This window comes from Streptomyces sp. NPDC029292, from assembly GCF_055569295.1.
Map to the genome: position 1 here is coordinate 272,057 of NZ_JBVHXR010000002.1, position 16,010 is coordinate 288,066.

Sequence of the window (16,010 nt, forward strand, 5' to 3'; positions counted from 1 at the left end):
CCTAGAGGGGGATGTTGCCGTGCTTCTTCGGAGGCAGTGATTCCCGCTTCGTCCGCAGCTGACGCAGACCGCGTACGACATGCGCGCGGGTCTGGGACGGCATGATCACGCCGTCGATGTAGCCGCGCTCGGCCGCCGTGTACGGGTTGAGCAGCGTGTCCTCGTACTCCTGGATCAGCCGGGCCCGGGTCGCCTCCTGGTCCTCGGCGGCCGCGATGGTGCGGCGGTGCAGGATGTTCACCGCGCCCTGCGCGCCCATCACCGCGATCTGGGACGTGGGCCAGGCGAGATTGAGGTCGGCGCCCAGGTGCTTGGAGCCCATGACGTCGTAAGCGCCGCCGAAGGCCTTGCGGGTGATGACCGTGATGAGGGGGACCGTCGCCTCGGCGTACGCGTAGATCAGCTTGGCGCCGCGGCGGATGATGCCGGTGTGCTCCTGGTCGACGCCCGGGAGGAAGCCGGGCACGTCCACGAAGGTGATGACGGGAACGTTGAAGGCGTCGCAGGTGCGGACGAAGCGGGCGGCCTTCTCGGAGGCGTCGATGTCGAGGCAGCCGGCGAACTGCATCGGCTGGTTGGCGACGATGCCGACGGGGTGACCCTCGACCCGCCCGAAGCCGGTGAGGATGTTCGGCGCGAACAGTGCCTGCGTCTCGAAGAACTCGGCGTCGTCCAGGATGTGTTCGATCACCGTGTGCATGTCGTACGGCTGGTTCGCGCTGTCCGGCACGATCGTGTCCAGCTCGCGGTCCTCGTCGGTGAGGGTGAGGTCCGCCTCCTCCGGGAACACCGGGGGCTCGCTGAGGTTGTTGGACGGCAGGTACGACAGCAACTGCTTGACGTACTCGATGGCGTCCTTCTCGTCGCCCGCCATGTGGTGGGCCACGCCCGACACCGCGTTGTGCGTGCGCGCGCCGCCGAGCTCCTCGAAGCCGACGTCCTCGCCGGTGACCGTCTTGATGACGTCCGGGCCGGTGATGAACATGTGCGAGGTCTGGTCGACCATGACGGTGAAGTCGGTGATCGCGGGGGAGTAGACCGCGCCGCCCGCGCAGGGCCCGACGACGAGGCTGATCTGCGGAATGACCCCGGACGCATGGGTGTTGCGGCGGAAGATCTCGCCGTACATCCCGAGGGCGCTGACGCCCTCCTGGATGCGGGCGCCGCCCGAGTCGTTGATGCCGATGACCGGGCAGCCGGTCTTCAGCGCGAAGTCCATCACCTTCATGATCTTCTGGCCGAAGACCTCGCCGAGGGCGCCGCCGAAGACGGTGAAGTCCTGGGAGAAGACGGCGACGGGACGGCCGTCGACCGTGCCGTACCCGGTGACGACACCGTCGCCGTACGGGCGGTTGTTCTCCAGCCCGAAGTCCGTCGAGCGATGCCGCGCGAACTCGTCGAACTCGACGAACGAGGCCTCGTCCATCAGCAGCTCGATCCGCTCACGGGCCGTCAACTTGCCCTTGGCGTGCTGCTTTTCGACGGCGCGCTCCGAGCCGGCGTGCGTCGCTTCTTGGGTGCGGCGCTGCAAGTCCGCGAGCTTGCCCGCGGTGGTGTGGATGTCGGGGTGTTGCAGCTCTTCCGGCTCGGACATCGGGATGCGGCTCCCTGCCTGATCTAGGGGGACGTGAGGGTGAGGTGCTCAGAAGGGGGGCTTGCTACTCATCCGTAGCGTAGTGGCGTGCCTACCGTTCGGCAGTGCGGCGTTTACCACACCTAGGGTGGGTTGCATGACGCCGCGAGATGCTTCAGACGCGAACGACAATCGGTGGTCCGACCTGGATCGTCCGCCCCTGAACGGGGCCGCCCTGCGCCGGGCTCTGGCCCGCGAGGGCGGACTGTGGAGCGACATCCAGGTGGTGCAGCGCACCGGGTCCACCAACTCCGACCTCGTGGCCCTCGCCACCGAGGGGAAGGCGGAGGAGGGCGCGGTCCTCGTCGCCGAGGAGCAGAACGCCGGGCGCGGCCGTCTGGACCGCCAGTGGACGGCGCCCGCCCGCTCCGGCCTCTTCTTCTCCGTCCTGCTGAAGCCGACCGCCGCGCCCGTCGAACGCTGGGGCTGGCTGCCACTGCTCACCGGAGTCGCCGTCGCGACGGGGCTCTCGCGCGCGGCCGGTGTCGACACGGCACTCAAGTGGCCCAATGACCTCCTGGTGACCGTGGGCGGCGAGGAGCGCAAGGCCGGGGGCATCCTTGCCGAGCGGGCGGGTGCCGACGCGGTGGTGGTCGGCATCGGCATCAATGTCACGCTGCGCGAGGACGAACTTCCCGTGCCGGGTGCCGGGTCGCTCGCGCTCGCGGGGGCCGCGACCACGGACCGTGACACGGTGCTGCGGGCTGTCCTGCGGTCCCTTGAGCAGTGGTACGAGCGGTGGCGGAGCGTGGGCGGTGACCCTGTGGCATCCGGCCTTCAGGAGACGTACGCCGCGGGGTGCGCGACGCTCGGGCGGGTGGTGCGGGCCGAGCTGCCGGGCGGCAAGTCGATCACCGGGGAAGCGGTGGCGGTCGATGGGGACGGGCGTCTTGTCCTGGCCACGGAGGAGGGGGTGCAGCAGCCGGTGGGTGCGGGGGACATCGTGCATCTGCGGTCGGCGTGAGGAATGGCTTTTCGCCCCCGCCGCCCCTACCCGTCCCGTACCTGGGGGCTACCGCAGATTTCAGCCCCTCCGGCGTTTGAGGAGCGGGGTCTGGGGCGGAGCCCCAGGAGGACGATGGGGGTCCCCCCGCTCGAGCGAAGCCGAGAGTGGGGGAGGGCAGGGGCGGCGGGGCGAAAAACTCCCGAGGTCAGCCACGGGTAGCCGTACGACTCAGGAGTGAGCCAGCGCACACCTGCCGTAGAGTTGAGCGCGGTCGATACCTGACCTCGGCAGATCGGAAGGGCAGCAGGCGTGACCGTCGACGACACCGGCTCCGGCACGGGTGCACACCCCGCCCCCGACGGTGAGCCGGGACGTACCGCCGGGTCGGTCACCGACCCGGCGCCCGCACGGGTCGACGCGACCGGGCGGGACACCCACCCCGACCCGGAGGACTCCGGAGGGGACCCGCTGGCGCTGCGCCTGGAGCAGCTGATCCTCGGGGCCGAGCGCCGCTACACCCCCTTCCAGGCGGCCCGCAGCGCGGGCGTCTCCATGGAGCTGGCCTCCCGCTTCTGGCGGGCCATGGGCTTCGCCGACATCGGCCAGGCCAAGGCGCTGACGGAAGCGGACGTCCTCGCCCTGCGCCGGCTCGCCGGTCTCGTGGAGGCGGGGCTGCTCAGCGAGGCCATGGCGGTTCAGGTGGCGCGCTCGACCGGACAGACCACCGCCCGTCTCGCCGAGTGGCAGATCGACTCCTTCCTGGAGGGTCTGACCGAGCCGCCCGAGCCGGGCATGACGCGCACCGAGGTGACGTACCCCCTGGTGGAGCTGCTCCTGCCCGAGCTGGAGGAGTTCATCGTCTATGTCTGGCGCCGCCAGCTCGCCGCCGCGACCGGCCGGGTCGTCCAGGCGGCGGACGACGAGGAGATGGTCGACCGCCGGCTCGCCGTCGGCTTCGCGGACCTCGTCGGGTTCACGCGGCTGACCCGTCGTATGGAGGAAGAGGAACTCGGCGAACTGGTCGAGGCCTTCGAGACCACGGCCGCCGACCTGGTGGCCGCGCACGGCGGCCGCCTCATCAAGACGCTGGGCGACGAGGTCCTGTACTCCGCGGACGACGCGGGCGTCGCCGCCGAGATCGCCCTGCGGCTCATCGAGACGATGGCGAACGACGAGACGATGCCGGAGCTGCGCGTCGGCATCGCCTTCGGCACGGTGACCACGCGGATGGGCGACGTATTCGGTACGACCGTCAATCTGGCGAGCCGTCTGACGTCGATAGCGCCACGGGACGCCGTCCTGGTGGACGGCGCCTTCGCGGAGGAACTCGTCCGCACCGGGGAAGCGCCCGCCTCCGAGGCGGAGGCCGCCGAGGCCGCGGCCGCCGCGGAGAAGGAGGGCGAGGAACCGCCCTCCTACCGCTTCGCGCTCCAGCCGATGTGGCAGCGGCCGGTGCGCGGTCTCGGCGTGATCGAGCCCTGGCTGCTCGCCCGCCGCGACACCGAGTCGTGACGAGTCCTGACGAATCCTGGCAATTCTGACGAGTCGTGACGGGGTCGTAGCCGGGAGCGGTCGGGTCAGTGGCTGCCCGGCTGCGCCAGATCGTCGACGCAGATCCCGACGATCGGCACGCACAGGCCCGGCGGGTTGTCGGGCTTCGGGTCCGGGGCGTGGGTGGTCGCGCTCGGCGTGGGCCGCGGGGTGGCGGGAGGGGTCGCGGCCGGTGGTGGTGCGCTCACGGGGGCGGTGGGAATCCCGGTCGTGTCCGGCGCGCTGGTCGCGGGAGTGCTCCCGCCTGCCGGGACCGACGCGGACGGCGTCGTCGTCGGCTGTGCCGGTACGAGGGCCACGCCCGCGGTGGGCGTCGCGCTCGCCCCACCCATCGCGGCGGTCGCGGTGGCGGCCACCGGATGTGCGGAGGGCACGGCCTCGACGGTGGTGACGGCGTTGCCCGCCGTGTCCGTGACGGTTCCCGTCCGCGGCTCGGCCTCCGCGCTTCCCCCGCCCCCGATCACCGACTCCGGCGTCATGCGCACCAAGCTCAACGCCCCCGCGGCGAGCGCGAGTCCGCCCACGGCGAAGAGCACCCGCCGGGGCCGGGGCCTGCGGTGCCGCCCGCGGACCGGGCGGAGCCGGACGGGGGCGGGGCTTGATTCGGTGAGCGTCGGCTCCGTGCGAACGGACGTGACCGGTGTCCGCCTGCCCGGCGTGAGGACCGGTGTCCGCCCGCCCCGCGGGAGGTCCGGTGTCCTCGTCGCCTCTGTTGTCTCTTTGTCCGTCATGGCCGGCCATCCCTCCCCGAACTGCCGCGCCCCCCGAAACGCTCGGCGGTGCGCAGGTTATGTGCGGTTTGGGGGCGGCGGGCGGGAGTTGGGCGGGATGTCACTCGAACGGGGAGGTGTGTGCGAGGGAGCGGGTTTCGCCGGGCGGCGTCGGCTGCGATGATCGGGGCGTCGGTAGTTAACCCGCGTTAACCGGGAGGGTGTCATGGCGGAGCAAGGGGACGAGCGGCGGTTCGGGGAATTCGTCGTCGTACGGCGGCACGGGTACGTCGCGGAGCTCGCCCTCGACCGGCCCAAGGCCATGAACGCCGTGTCGACGGACATGGCCCGCTCCATCGCCGCGGCGTGCTTGGCGCTCGCCGCCGACCGGGACGTACGCGCGGTCGTGCTGACCTCCACGCATGAGCGGGCCTTCTGTGTCGGCGCGGACCTGAAGGAGCGCAACTCCTTCAGCGACGCCGACCTGGTGCGGCAGCGTCCCGTCGCGCGGGCCGCGTACACCGGTGTGCTGGAGCTGCCGATGCCGACCGTCGCCGCCGTGCACGGCTTCGCGCTGGGCGGTGGGTTCGAGCTGGCGCTGTCGTGCGATCTGATCGTGGCCGACCGCACTGCGGTGGTCGGGCTGCCCGAGGTGTCGGTCGGGGTGATCCCCGGAGGGGGCGGTACGCAGCTGCTGCCGCGCCGGGTCGGGGCCGCTCGCGCGGCCGAGCTGATCTTCTCCGCGCGGCGGCTGGAGGCGGGGGAGGCGCGGGAGTTGGGGCTCGTGGACGAACTCGTGGACGAGGGTCAGGACCGTACCGAAGCCCTTGCCCTTGCCGCCCGTATCGCCGCGAACTCGCCGGTCGGCCTGCGTGCCGCCAAGCGTGCGCTGCGGCTCGGGCACGGGCTCGATCTGCGCGCCGGCCTGGAGGTCGAGGACGCCGCTTGGCGCTCCGTCGCCTTCTCGGGGGACCGTGCGGAGGGCGTGGCGGCCTTCAATGAGAAGCGTCGGCCGGAGTGGCCGGGGGAATAGCCCGAGGGTGACGGCCACCAAGGCCGGTTTTCGCCCCCTCCGCCCCTACCCTTCCCGTCCCTGGGACTCCGCCCCTGACCCCGCCAAAGGGCTCCGCCCCCTGGACCCCCGCTCCTCAAACCCCGGAGGGGCTGATTTCAGCCCGCCCGGCGTTTGAGGACGAGCGCGTCAGCGCGACACGGGGGTCTGGGGGCGGAGACCCCAGATAGGAGACGGACCCCTGTTCGCCGTATCAATGTCCCGAAATGCCGCATTTTTACCTAGCCTGGAGTGATGGGTGAGGACAGACGGCTGAGAGCCGTGGTGGCGCTGGCGCAGGGGATGGCGGCGGCACGCACTCCGCGCGAGTCGTGGCGGGCCGCGGCGCTCGGTGCTTGTCATGCGCTCACCGGGAGTTTCGCGGCGCTCTCGGTGTGGGAGCGCGAACTCGGCCGGTTGCGGGTGCTCGTGAATGTGGGTGAGCGGTCCCCGGACGAGGAGGAGTTCCCCGACGGGGAGGCCTATCCGGTGCACCAGTTCCCGGAGATCACCGAGTTCCTGCACGAGCGGTGGGCGGGCGGCGGTGGGCCCAATGCCTGGGTCGAGACCGCGGACGGTCCGGCGGGGGGCCGTGCCGGGTACTGCCACCAGCGCGTCGCCGCGCTGCGCAGACGTGGCCGCGGATGCTGCGTGGTCGCCCCGATCGTCCTGCACGGCCGGGCCTGGGGCGAGCTGTATGTGGCCCGCCCGGCCGGTGCCCCCGTCTTCGACCGGGCCGACGCCGACTTCGCGACCGTCCTGGCCTCCGTCGTCGCCGCCGGGATCGCCCAGACCGAGCGCCTGGAGGAGGCCCGGCGGCTGGCGTTCACGGACGCGCTCACCGGGCTGGCCAACCGCCGCGCCGTGGACGTACGCCTCGACGAGGCCATCGAGCGGCACAAGGAGGACGGGACGGTCGTCAGTCTTGTCGTCTGCGACCTCAACGGGCTCAAGCGCGTGAACGACACCCGGGGGCATGCCGTCGGCGACCGGCTCCTCGAGCGGTTCGGGTCCGTGCTGTCCCTGTGCGGGGCGATGCTCCCGGGGACGCTCGCCGCCCGTCTCGGCGGTGACGAGTTCTGTCTGCTGGCGGTCGCCCCGGCCGCGGACGAGGTCGTCCGCATCGCCGACGAACTCTGCCGCCGCGCCGCCGAGTTGGAGCTGGGGGAGGGGGTGGCGTGCGGGGTCGCCTCGACCGAGGATCCGATCGGGCCCGTGCGCTCGGCCCGGCGGCTGTTCCGGCTGGCCGACGCGGCCCAGTACCGGGCCAAGGCCGTCCGTGCGGCGAAACCCGTCGTCGCCGGGCGCGAGGGCCCCGACGACCCGGTCGTCCGCCTCGCCGACGCGCCGCCGCCCCCGGCCGGGGAGCGCCGCCGCTTCCGGGGGCGTCACGAGCCGGACCCCGGGCGTCGCGCCGGGCCGGTGTGACGTACGCCGAAGTAAGGGGTAAACCGGCGACCCACTAGTGACATCAACGAATTCACTGCGTACGCTCCTGAATATGGATATGCACACTGTGGTGGTGGGGACGTCCGGGGTGACCGCGTCCGACGTTCTCGCCGTGGCGCGCGCCGGCGCCCGGATCGAGCTCTCCGACGAGGCGGTGGCGGCCCTCGCCGCGGCCCGCGAGATCGTGGACGCGCTGGCGGCCAAGCCGGAGCCCGTCTACGGCGTCTCCACCGGTTTCGGTGCCCTCGCGACCCGGCACATCAGCCCGGAGCTGCGCGCCCAGCTGCAGCGCAACATCGTCCGCTCGCACGCCGCCGGGATGGGCCCGCGGGTCGAGCGCGAGGTCGTCCGCGCGCTGATGTTCCTGCGGCTCAAGACCGTCTGCTCGGGCCACACGGGCGTACGGCCCGAGGTCGCGCAGACCATGGCCGACATCCTCAACGCGGGTATCACCCCGGTCGTGCACGAGTACGGCTCGCTCGGCTGCTCCGGCGACCTGGCGCCCCTCTCGCACTGCGCGCTCACGCTCATGGGCGAGGGAGACGCGGAGGGTCCGGACGGCACGGTCCGCCCCGCCGGTGAACTCCTCGCCGAGGCCGGCATCGCCCCCGTCGAACTGCGCGAGAAGGAGGGCCTCGCCCTCCTCAACGGCACCGACGGCATGCTCGGCATGCTGGTCATGGCCCTCGCCGACCTGGAGACGCTCTACAAGTCGGCCGACGTGACCGCCGCCCTCTCCCTGGAGGCGCTCCTCGGGACGGACAAGGTGCTCGCCCCCGAGCTGCACGCCATCCGCCCCCACCCCGGGCAGGGGGCCAGTGCCGCCAACATGCTGGCCGTGCTGAAGGGTTCGCAGCTCACCGGGCACCACCAGGACGACGCCCCGCGCGTCCAGGACGCCTACTCCGTGCGCTGCGCCCCGCAGGTCGCGGGCGCCGGACGGGACACCCTCGCCCACGCGCGCACCGTCGCCGAGCGCGAGCTGGCCTCGGCGGTCGACAACCCGGTGGTGCTGCCCGACGGCCGCGTCGAGTCGAACGGCAACTTCCACGGCGCCCCGGTCGCCTACGTCCTCGACTTCCTCGCCATCGCCGCCGCCGACCTCGGCTCCATCGCCGAGCGCCGCACCGACCGCCTCCTGGACAAGAACCGCTCGCACGGCCTCCCGCCGTTCCTCGCGGACGACGCCGGCGTCGACTCGGGCCTGATGATCGCCCAGTACACGCAGGCGGCGCTGGTCAGCGAGATGAAGCGGCTTGCCGTACCGGCGTCCGCGGACTCCATCCCGTCCTCCGCGATGCAGGAGGACCACGTCTCCATGGGCTGGTCGGCCGCGCGCAAGCTGCGCACCGCCGTCGACAACCTCACCCGCATCGTCGCCATCGAGCTGTACGCCGCCACCCGCGCGATCGAGCTGCGCGAGGGCCTGACCCCGGCCCCGGCGTCGCAGGCGGTCATCGACGCGGTCCGCGCGGCCGGCGTCCAGGGCCCCGGCCCGGACCGTTTCCTCTCCCCGGACCTGGCGGCGGCGGACGCGTTCGTGCGCGGCGGACAGGTGGTCACGGCGGTCGAGCCGGTGACGGGTCCGCTGGCCTAGCGGCAGTCCGTTGTACGTGGAGGGGGCCCGCCGTCGGCTACGGTGGCCCCCGTCACGTCAGGGCCTCTCGGTGCCGGAGGGCAGCCAGAGGTGTGCTACTGTCTCATTGATACGTTTTTGGTACCCATTTACTTTGTGCGCCTGATCGGGATCCTCCGCAGGCGCGTTTTGTTTTACCGGCATCTCCGGCTTTTCCCGGTGCATCTCCGGATGGGGCACCTACCTATTCAGGAGAAAAAAATGGCTACAGGCACCGTGAAGTGGTTCAACTCGGAAAAGGGCTTCGGCTTCATCGAGCAGGACGGCGGCGGCCCCGACGTCTTCGCCCACTACTCCAACATCGCCAGCTCCGGCTTCCGTGAGCTGCTGGAGGGCCAGAAGGTCTCGTTCGACGTCGCGCAGGGCCAGAAGGGCCTGCAGGCGGAGAACATCATCCCCGCCTGATTTTCGGGGACGCGCTTTTCCAGAGCCGGGGCCCGCACCTTTGGGGTGTGGGTCCCGGCTCGTGCTGTGAGTGAAGTGAGCGCTTCGAGCGCTGTGCGTGTGCATTCTGTGGGGCCCAGGAAGGAAATCCAGATCCAGCATGACTCGATCCGAACGTCCCGTCCGTAAGCGGCCGGCAAATGCACGTGGCAGCGCCCAGGCGACCGGTTCCGCGAACGGCGCGGGCCGGAGCGGCGGCCGGAACACCGGCCGGGGCACCGGCAAGAGCGCGTCCCGCAAGGTCGCCCCGCCGCAGGAGTTCTCGCTGCCCGAGACCATCACGCCCGCCCTCCCCGCCGTCGACTCCTTCGACGCGCTGGACATGCCGGCAGCCCTGACGAAGACCCTCGCGGCCCAGGGCGTCACCGAGCCCTTCCCGATCCAGGGCGCGACGCTGCCCAACTCCCTTGCCGGGCGCGACGTTCTCGGCCGGGGCCGCACCGGCTCGGGCAAGACGCTCGCCTTCGGGCTCGCCCTGCTGGCCCGCACCGCCGGCCGCCGCGCCGAGTCCAAGGCGCCGCTCGCCCTCGTCCTGGTGCCCACGCGCGAGCTCGCACAGCAGGTCAACGACGCGCTGACGCCGTACGCGACCGCCGTCAACCTGCGGATCGCCACGGCCGTCGGCGGTATGTCGATCAGCAGGCAGGCCGGTGCGCTGCGCCGCGGTACCGAGGTGCTGGTGGCCACCCCCGGGCGGCTCAAGGACCTCATCGAGCGGGGCGACTGTTCGCTCGGCCAGGTCGCCATCACCGTCCTCGACGAGGCCGACCAGATGGCCGACATGGGCTTCATGCCGCAGGTCGTGGCGCTGCTCCAGCAGGTCGAGCCGGGCGGTCAGCGGCTGCTCTTCTCGGCGACGCTGGACAAGAACATCGACCGGCTCGTACGGATGTTCCTGACGGACCCCGTGGTGCACTCCGTTGACCCCTCGGCGGGCGCGGTGACCACCATGGAGCACCACGTGCTGCATGTCGCCGACGAGACCGACAAGAAGGCCGTGGCGCTGCGGATCGCGGCGCGCGACGGCCGGGTGATCCTCTTCGTCGACACCAAGCGCGGCGCCGACCGGTTCACCAAGCGGCTGCTCGCCAACGGTGTACGGGCGTCCGCGCTGCACGGCGGGCGCAGCCAGCCGCAGCGCAACCGCACCCTGGACCAGTTCAAGAACGGTCAGGTCACCGCGCTGGTCGCGACCAACGTGGCGGCCCGCGGCATCCACATCGACGACCTCGACCTCGTGGTCAACGTCGACCCGCCGACCGACCACAAGGACTACCTCCACCGCGGCGGCCGCACCGCCCGCGCCGGTGAGTCCGGCAGCGTCGTCACCCTCGTACTGCCCGAGCAGAAGCGGGAGATGACGCGTCTGATGGCGGACGCCGGCATCAGCCCGCGTACCGCCCGGGTCAAGTCCAGCGACGAGGAACTGACCCGCATCACCGGCGCCCGCGAGCCCTCCGGCGTACCGGTCGTCATCGAGGTGCCGCAGCCCGCCGAGCAGCCGAAGCAGCGGCCCAGGTCGAGGCCCAGGACCGGGGGCGGCGCCAGGCGGCCGTCGGGCGCGGGTACCGGTACGGGTACGGAGTCGCAGGGCCGTCAGCCGCAGCGCTCCGCGCGGCGCGGCACGAGCGGCGGCGGCACGGCGGGCGGCGACGCCTCCGGACGCCGTACGGGCACCGGCACGGGTACGGGTGGTCGTGGGCGGGCCCCGCAGCGCCGCACCGAGCGCGGTGGACAGGGCGGCGGCGGGCGTAAGGCCGCGTAAGCGCTCCGCGCGAGGTCCGGCACACCGTGCGGGCCGTGGGGGCCGGTCGCGCCCCCGCGGCGGAGCCGCATGGTGGGTCACGGCGCCGCGCCCCTGTACGGGGTGTTCAGCGCCGTAGGCTGCCCAGGAACCCGGTGTCGATCGAGTCGAGTTCCAGGACGAAGCCGCGGTGCAGGCCGAGGAGTTCGGCCAGGGGGACCGCGCGGCGGCTGGTCGACAGAAGGTCGCGGCGGGCCTCGGCGGACCACAGGTACGGGACGACGGAGAGGCCCTGGGTGCCGGTGAGGGCGCCGGACTCGGCGCGCCAGCCGGGCCAGCGGAGGGTGTCGTAGAACTGCTCCGTGCCGCCGCTCAGAAGCCAGCTGAGCCAGGCGCCGTGGCCCGCGCCGAGGGCATCCCAGCGCAGGGAGTCCGGCGCGAAGTACACCACCTCGCCCGGGGCGCCGGGGCGGCCCTGCGCCTCCGGGTCGGGCCCGTTGAGGACGAAGACCCCGCCGAGGACGTCATGGCCGACGACGAGTCCGCCGGCAGGGCGCCAGGTCGGATCGAACCGCGCGGGGAAGCCGTTGACCTCGGCGAGGCCGGGCAGCCCCGTCGGATCGTCGGCGTCCGGGCTGCCGTAGATGCGCAGCCAGCCGCTGTCCAGCACGAGCCCGCCGCAGTTGAGCACGAGCGCGCCGAGCCAGGACCGCGCGGTGACTTGCAGTTGGAGCAGGGTCGAGCGGCCTCGCGCCGGGTCCACCGGCAGCACGTCCATGGACACCGCGCCCTTGGCGAGCTCCTCGGAGAGGAGCGGCCAGGCTGGGTCCTCGACGTCGGTCAGCTCGGTCAGGTCTCGCATGGGTACCCCGTGGGTCTTCCGGGCCTTAGCGTCGCGCTCAGTAGGCCATCGTGCGCTCCCGGCGCACCGAATAGGTCACGAACCCCGCGCCGAGGCCGAGGAAGAGGGTGCCGCCGACGACGTACGGCGTCGTGTCGACGCTTCCGGTGTCGGCGAGCTGGGTGTGGTCGTCGCTCGACTCCGCGGCGGGCTGCGGCGCGGTCGACTCCGCGGCGGCCTGCGCCGCCACGGTCGTCGATGTCGCGGGTGTCGATGTCGATGTCGAAACGCGCTGCTCTGGTTTGTCCTGGGTCGCGTTGGCGGACGGGACGAACCACAGGGCCCCCAGGAGGGTCCCCGCGGCGGTGGCGGTCAGCAACGATCGACGTGCGGCGGACACGAAATATCGATCCCCTTGTGGCGCTGGCGAATTGGCCGTGTGGGGCGATGCTAATGAAAGGCGCGGGTCGTGGGAAAGTCGCGCAACCCATGGGCCGTACGCTCCGTCCCATGAGTACTCCTGAGACATCACAGTTCGTCCGGCTTCGTGTCGAACTGGTGGTGGAAGTAGACGACGCCGACGCCGTCACCAAGGCCGCGCTGCGGCGGATCGCCGACGACGCCGACATGCCCGCCGACGAGCGGGTGCACGCCGAGAACGCAGTGACGGAAGACACTGCCGAGGCCCTCGCGTATCTCGTCGATCCGTTCGACCTGGTCAGCGAGGTGCCCGGGATCGAACTCGCCCAGGCCTCCTGGAGCAGCGAGCCGATCGACTACGACCCCGATTCGCCGGATTGGGACCTCGACGAGGATGATGACGCCGAGGACGACGAGGAAGTCGGAGTCGGCTGACGCGCCTTGGGGGAATCGTGACCCCGGGTGGCAACCGCCGCCCGGGGTTTCTTCGTCTCAGCAGGCGCACTGACCGCATCCGCACCAGTCGATCCAGTGCGATCCGACGTGGTGTGCCCCACACATCCCAGGGGTGTGGAACGGGACGAATCGGTCGTAGCGTTGAAGGCTCTTACGGGGCAGTCGTGGTTTTTGTGGATTCGGCAACGATGGAGAAGCGTGTGATGACGGACAGTAAGCGGCGCAAGGGCCTGATGGCCGCGTCCGCCCTGCTCGGCGGGGTGCTGGTGCTCTCTGCGTGCAGCGGAGGCAGCAAGGCCAGTGCTTCGAACGGTGGCGACAGCTCGTCGCAGGCCAAGGTCGACGAGGCCGCGGCCAAGAAGACCTCCGAGGCCGAGATCAAGATCACGCCAAAGGACGGGTCCGACAACGCCTCCATCAACAACGGCACCGCGGTCACCGTGAGCAAGGGCTCGCTCACGTCCGTGACGATGACGACCGCGACCGGCACCGCCGTCGCCGGCCAGATATCCGCCGACAAGAAGAGCTGGAAGCCCGCCGGTCAGCTCGAGCGCGCCACCACGTACAAGATCGCCGCCGAGGCCAGCGACTCCGCGGGCCGCACGGCCCACGAGAACACCTCGTTCACCACGGTCTCCCCGACCAACAGCTTCATAGGCAACTTCACGCCCGAGGACGGCTCCACCGTCGGCGTCGGCATGCCGGTCTCGATCAACTTCGACAAGGCGATCACGAACAAGGCCGCCGTGCAGAAGGGGATCACCGTCTCCTCCAGCAGCGGCCAGGAGGTCGTCGGTCACTGGTTCAGCGCCAACCGCCTGGACTTCCGCCCGGAGAGCTACTGGACCGGCGGCTCCACCGTCACCCTCAAGCTGAACCTCGACGGCGTCGAGGGCGCGAGCGGCGTGTACGGCGTGCAGCAGAAGACGGTCACCTTCAAGGTCGGCCGCAACCAGGTCTCGATCGTCGACGCCCAGACCAAGACCATGAAGGTCACCCAGGACGGCAAGACCATCAAGACCATCCCGATCTCCGCGGGAGCTCCGGAGCACACGACCTACCAGGGCCAGATGGTGATCTCCGAGAAGTTCAAGGAGACCCGGATGGACGGCTCGACGGTCGGCTTCACGAACGACGACGGCAAGGGCGAGTACGACATCAAGGACGTACCGCACGCCATGCGCCTTTCGAGCTCCGGCACGTTCATCCACGGCAACTACTGGGGCGCCAAGTCCGTCTTCGGTTCCGTGAACACCAGCCACGGCTGTGTCGGCCTGTCCGACACCAAGGGCGCCAACGACCCGAACACGCCCGCGGCCTGGTTCTACAACCACTCGCTCATCGGTGACGTCGTGGTCGTCAAGAACACCGGCGACAAGACCATCGCCCCGGACAACGGCCTCAACGGCTGGAACCTGGACTGGGCGGCCTGGAAGGCCGGCTCGGCGGTCTGATCCACCCCGACGCCCCTGTCGAACGACGGCGGCGGCAGCCTGTGAGGGCTGCCGCCGCCGTCGTGTGTTCACGGGCCCGCGCCGTCGTGCGATCACAGGTTTCTGGGATTGCGCACAGGTGAACTCCCGTGTCGCCACAGCCTTCTCATCATTCTCTTATTTCGGCCTTATGGCTTCATCACGCGCCGTACCTACCTTGCGGCCATGTTCTTCACCTACCTGAGGCGCGAACTGCGCCGCCGCAGAAAGGCGGCCCTCGTCGTCGCCTCCGGGCTCGCCCTGGGCATCGCCCTGGTCATCGTGGTCAGTTCCGTGTCCTCGGGCATGGAGAAGGCCCAGGGCAAGGTCCTCCAGTCGCTGTACGGGCTGGGTACGGACATGACGGTCACGAAGGCTGCGGCACCCACGACGAGCAGCAGTGACCGCCCACGCTTCAACTTCGACGCGCAGGACAACGGCGACGACGCGGAGCAGAGCAGCGACCGCGTCATGGTCCAGGGCTTCCAGACCCTGGCCTCCTCGACGGTCACCAAGGTCAACTCGCAGAAGGGCGTCGCGGACTCCGTCGGCGGGCTGAGCCTCCAAGTCATCAAGGTCAACGGCCAGTTCACGCGGGGTCAGTTCCAGCAGGACCAGAGCGCCGGTGGCACCCAGCAGGGCGGCCGCCAGGGTGGCGCCCAGCCCTCGCCGGAGGGCACCGTCAAGGGCGGCGGCGCCAACTTCGACGTCAACAACTACTCCGTCTACGGCACCGACGTCACCAAGCCGGCCCTCGGCCCGCTGACCTCGTCGAAGATCACCAGCGGCCGTACGTTCAAGACGTCCGAGGCCAACGCCAAGGTCGTCGTCGCGGACAAGTCGTACGCCAAGGAGAAGAAGCTCAAGGTCGGCAGCACCGTCACCATCAAGAGCGTCAAGTACAAGGTCATCGGCGTCGCGACGCCCGACAGCGGTGACGCGGCGGCCAACCTCTACATCCCGCTCAAGCAGGCCCAGACGATCAGTGACTCCAAGAACAAGGTCACCACGATCTACGTCAAGGCGTCCGACTCGCAGCAGATCAGCAGCGTCAAGAGCACCATCCAGAAGAACATCTCGGGTACGACCGTGACGACCTCCGCGGACCTCGCGGACACCGTCTCCGGCTCCCTCTCCACCGCCTCCAGCCTCGCCTCGAACGTGGGCAAGTGGCTGTCCATCGCGGTGCTCGTGGCCGCCTTCCTGGTGGCGGGTCTGCTCACCTCCTCGGCCGTCTCCCGGCGCGTACGGGAGTTCGGCACCCTCAAGGCGCTCGGCTGGAAGTCCGGCCGGGTGACCCGTCAGGTCGTCGGTGAGGCCATGGTCAACGGTCTGGTCGGCGGCGCTCTCGGCATCGCGATCGGCCTCGCGGGCGCGTACGTCGTCACCGAGATCAGCCCGACCCTGCAGGCGCAGGTGGGCAGTTCGGGTGGCGGCGGCGGTGGCGCGGGCGGCCCCGGTGGCGGCGGCCTCGGCGGTCCTGCCCGGCAGACCGCGTCCAAGGCCCTCGACGTCGCGCTCACCGCGCCCGTCAGCCTCAGCACCATCATCGGCGCGGTCGCCCTCGCCGTCGCCGGTGGTCTGATCGCCGGCGCCTTCGGCGGCTGGCGCGCCTCCCGGCTGCGGCCCGCGGACGCCCTGCGCCGCGTCGAATAGC

General features: G+C 71.0%; 14 protein-coding genes. 10 read left to right on the top strand and 4 right to left on the bottom strand.

Features of this window, described 5'->3' with window-relative positions; all coding sequences use genetic code 11:
* Nucleotide 1 precedes the first annotated feature (1 nt).
* Nucleotides 2–1,594, bottom strand: coding sequence for an acyl-CoA carboxylase subunit beta (locus tag ACZ4WS_RS06080; RefSeq protein ID WP_467977599.1), 1,593 nt, complete (start codon nt 1,592–1,594; stop codon nt 2–4).
* Between the two features lie 136 nt (nt 1,595–1,730).
* Here ACZ4WS_RS06080 and ACZ4WS_RS06085 point away from each other — a divergent pair, with 136 nt between their 5' ends.
* Nucleotides 1,731–2,597: a biotin--[acetyl-CoA-carboxylase] ligase gene (locus tag ACZ4WS_RS06085; RefSeq protein WP_467977600.1), complete on the top strand. Its 867-nt coding sequence runs from the start codon at nt 1,731–1,733 to the stop codon at nt 2,595–2,597.
* 291 nt (nt 2,598–2,888) lie between these two features.
* Nucleotides 2,889–4,091 carry an adenylate/guanylate cyclase domain-containing protein gene (locus ACZ4WS_RS06090; RefSeq protein ID WP_467977602.1) on the top strand — a complete coding sequence of 401 codons (1,203 nt, stop codon included), beginning with the start codon at nt 2,889–2,891 and terminating at the stop codon, nt 4,089–4,091.
* Nucleotides 4,092–4,156: 65 nt separating this feature from the next.
* Here the strand turns inward: ACZ4WS_RS06090 and ACZ4WS_RS06095 are convergent, their stop codons facing one another.
* Nucleotides 4,157–4,861 (bottom strand): hypothetical protein, encoded by a 705-nt coding sequence (locus tag ACZ4WS_RS06095; RefSeq protein WP_467977604.1) that lies wholly within the window; start codon nt 4,859–4,861, stop codon nt 4,157–4,159.
* Between the two features lie 205 nt (nt 4,862–5,066).
* Here ACZ4WS_RS06095 and ACZ4WS_RS06100 point away from each other — a divergent pair, with 205 nt between their 5' ends.
* From ACZ4WS_RS06100 to ACZ4WS_RS06120, 5 genes are all read left to right on the top strand, one after another.
* Nucleotides 5,067–5,873 (top strand): enoyl-CoA hydratase/isomerase family protein, encoded by an 807-nt coding sequence (locus ACZ4WS_RS06100; protein WP_467977606.1) that lies wholly within the window; start codon nt 5,067–5,069, stop codon nt 5,871–5,873.
* 273 nt (nt 5,874–6,146) lie between these two features.
* Nucleotides 6,147–7,319, top strand: coding sequence for a GGDEF domain-containing protein (locus tag ACZ4WS_RS06105; protein ID WP_467977608.1), 1,173 nt, complete (start codon nt 6,147–6,149; stop codon nt 7,317–7,319).
* A 79-nt stretch (nt 7,320–7,398) separates the two neighbouring features.
* A complete protein-coding gene (hutH, locus tag ACZ4WS_RS06110) occupies nt 7,399–8,937 on the top strand; it encodes a histidine ammonia-lyase (protein ID WP_467978319.1) in 1,539 nt (512 codons plus the stop codon).
* Between the two features lie 240 nt (nt 8,938–9,177).
* Nucleotides 9,178–9,381, top strand: coding sequence for a cold-shock protein (locus tag ACZ4WS_RS06115; protein ID WP_028803001.1), 204 nt, complete (start codon nt 9,178–9,180; stop codon nt 9,379–9,381).
* 139 nt (nt 9,382–9,520) lie between these two features.
* A complete protein-coding gene (locus tag ACZ4WS_RS06120; RefSeq protein ID WP_467977610.1) occupies nt 9,521–11,185 on the top strand; it encodes a DEAD/DEAH box helicase in 1,665 nt (554 codons plus the stop codon).
* Nucleotides 11,186–11,291: 106 nt separating this feature from the next.
* Here ACZ4WS_RS06120 and ACZ4WS_RS06125 read toward each other — a convergent pair whose 3' ends face one another.
* Both ACZ4WS_RS06125 and ACZ4WS_RS06130 read right to left on the bottom strand, forming a co-directional pair.
* A complete protein-coding gene (locus ACZ4WS_RS06125; RefSeq protein ID WP_467977611.1) occupies nt 11,292–12,026 on the bottom strand; it encodes a DUF2625 family protein in 735 nt (244 codons plus the stop codon).
* 37 nt (nt 12,027–12,063) lie between these two features.
* Entirely contained in the window at nt 12,064–12,405 is a 342-nt protein-coding gene (locus tag ACZ4WS_RS06130; RefSeq protein ID WP_467977613.1) for a hypothetical protein, read from the bottom strand.
* 110 nt (nt 12,406–12,515) lie between these two features.
* Between ACZ4WS_RS06130 and ACZ4WS_RS06135 the strand changes: the two genes are divergently transcribed.
* The 3 genes from ACZ4WS_RS06135 to ACZ4WS_RS06145 all read left to right on the top strand — a co-directional run bounded on the left by ACZ4WS_RS06135 (nt 12,516) and on the right by ACZ4WS_RS06145 (nt 16,009).
* Nucleotides 12,516–12,860, top strand: coding sequence for a hypothetical protein (locus ACZ4WS_RS06135; RefSeq protein WP_467977614.1), 345 nt, complete (start codon nt 12,516–12,518; stop codon nt 12,858–12,860).
* Nucleotides 12,861–13,069: 209 nt separating this feature from the next.
* Nucleotides 13,070–14,335 (top strand): L,D-transpeptidase, encoded by a 1,266-nt coding sequence (locus ACZ4WS_RS06140; RefSeq protein WP_467977616.1) that lies wholly within the window; start codon nt 13,070–13,072, stop codon nt 14,333–14,335.
* 204 nt (nt 14,336–14,539) lie between these two features.
* A complete protein-coding gene (locus ACZ4WS_RS06145) occupies nt 14,540–16,009 on the top strand; it encodes an ABC transporter permease (RefSeq protein WP_467977618.1) in 1,470 nt (489 codons plus the stop codon).
* Nucleotide 16,010: the final 1 nt, after the last annotated feature.

Coding starts and splice junctions, on each gene's coding strand:
- ACZ4WS_RS06085 (WP_467977600.1), top strand. CDS start 1,731: ATGACGCCGCGAGATGCTTCAGACGCGAACGACAATCGGTGGTCCGAC.
- ACZ4WS_RS06100 (WP_467977606.1), top strand. CDS start 5,067: ATGGCGGAGCAAGGGGACGAGCGGCGGTTCGGGGAATTCGTCGTCGTA.
- ACZ4WS_RS06125 (WP_467977611.1), bottom strand. CDS start 12,026: ATGCGAGACCTGACCGAGCTGACCGACGTCGAGGACCCAGCCTGGCCG.
- ACZ4WS_RS06080 (WP_467977599.1), bottom strand. CDS start 1,594: ATGTCCGAGCCGGAAGAGCTGCAACACCCCGACATCCACACCACCGCG.
- ACZ4WS_RS06135 (WP_467977614.1), top strand. CDS start 12,516: ATGAGTACTCCTGAGACATCACAGTTCGTCCGGCTTCGTGTCGAACTG.
- ACZ4WS_RS06140 (WP_467977616.1), top strand. CDS start 13,070: ATGGAGAAGCGTGTGATGACGGACAGTAAGCGGCGCAAGGGCCTGATG.
- hutH (WP_467978319.1), top strand. CDS start 7,399: ATGCACACTGTGGTGGTGGGGACGTCCGGGGTGACCGCGTCCGACGTT.
- ACZ4WS_RS06105 (WP_467977608.1), top strand. CDS start 6,147: ATGGGTGAGGACAGACGGCTGAGAGCCGTGGTGGCGCTGGCGCAGGGG.
- ACZ4WS_RS06145 (WP_467977618.1), top strand. CDS start 14,540: ATGTTCTTCACCTACCTGAGGCGCGAACTGCGCCGCCGCAGAAAGGCG.
- ACZ4WS_RS06095 (WP_467977604.1), bottom strand. CDS start 4,861: ATGACGGACAAAGAGACAACAGAGGCGACGAGGACACCGGACCTCCCG.
- ACZ4WS_RS06120 (WP_467977610.1), top strand. CDS start 9,521: ATGACTCGATCCGAACGTCCCGTCCGTAAGCGGCCGGCAAATGCACGT.
- ACZ4WS_RS06115 (WP_028803001.1), top strand. CDS start 9,178: ATGGCTACAGGCACCGTGAAGTGGTTCAACTCGGAAAAGGGCTTCGGC.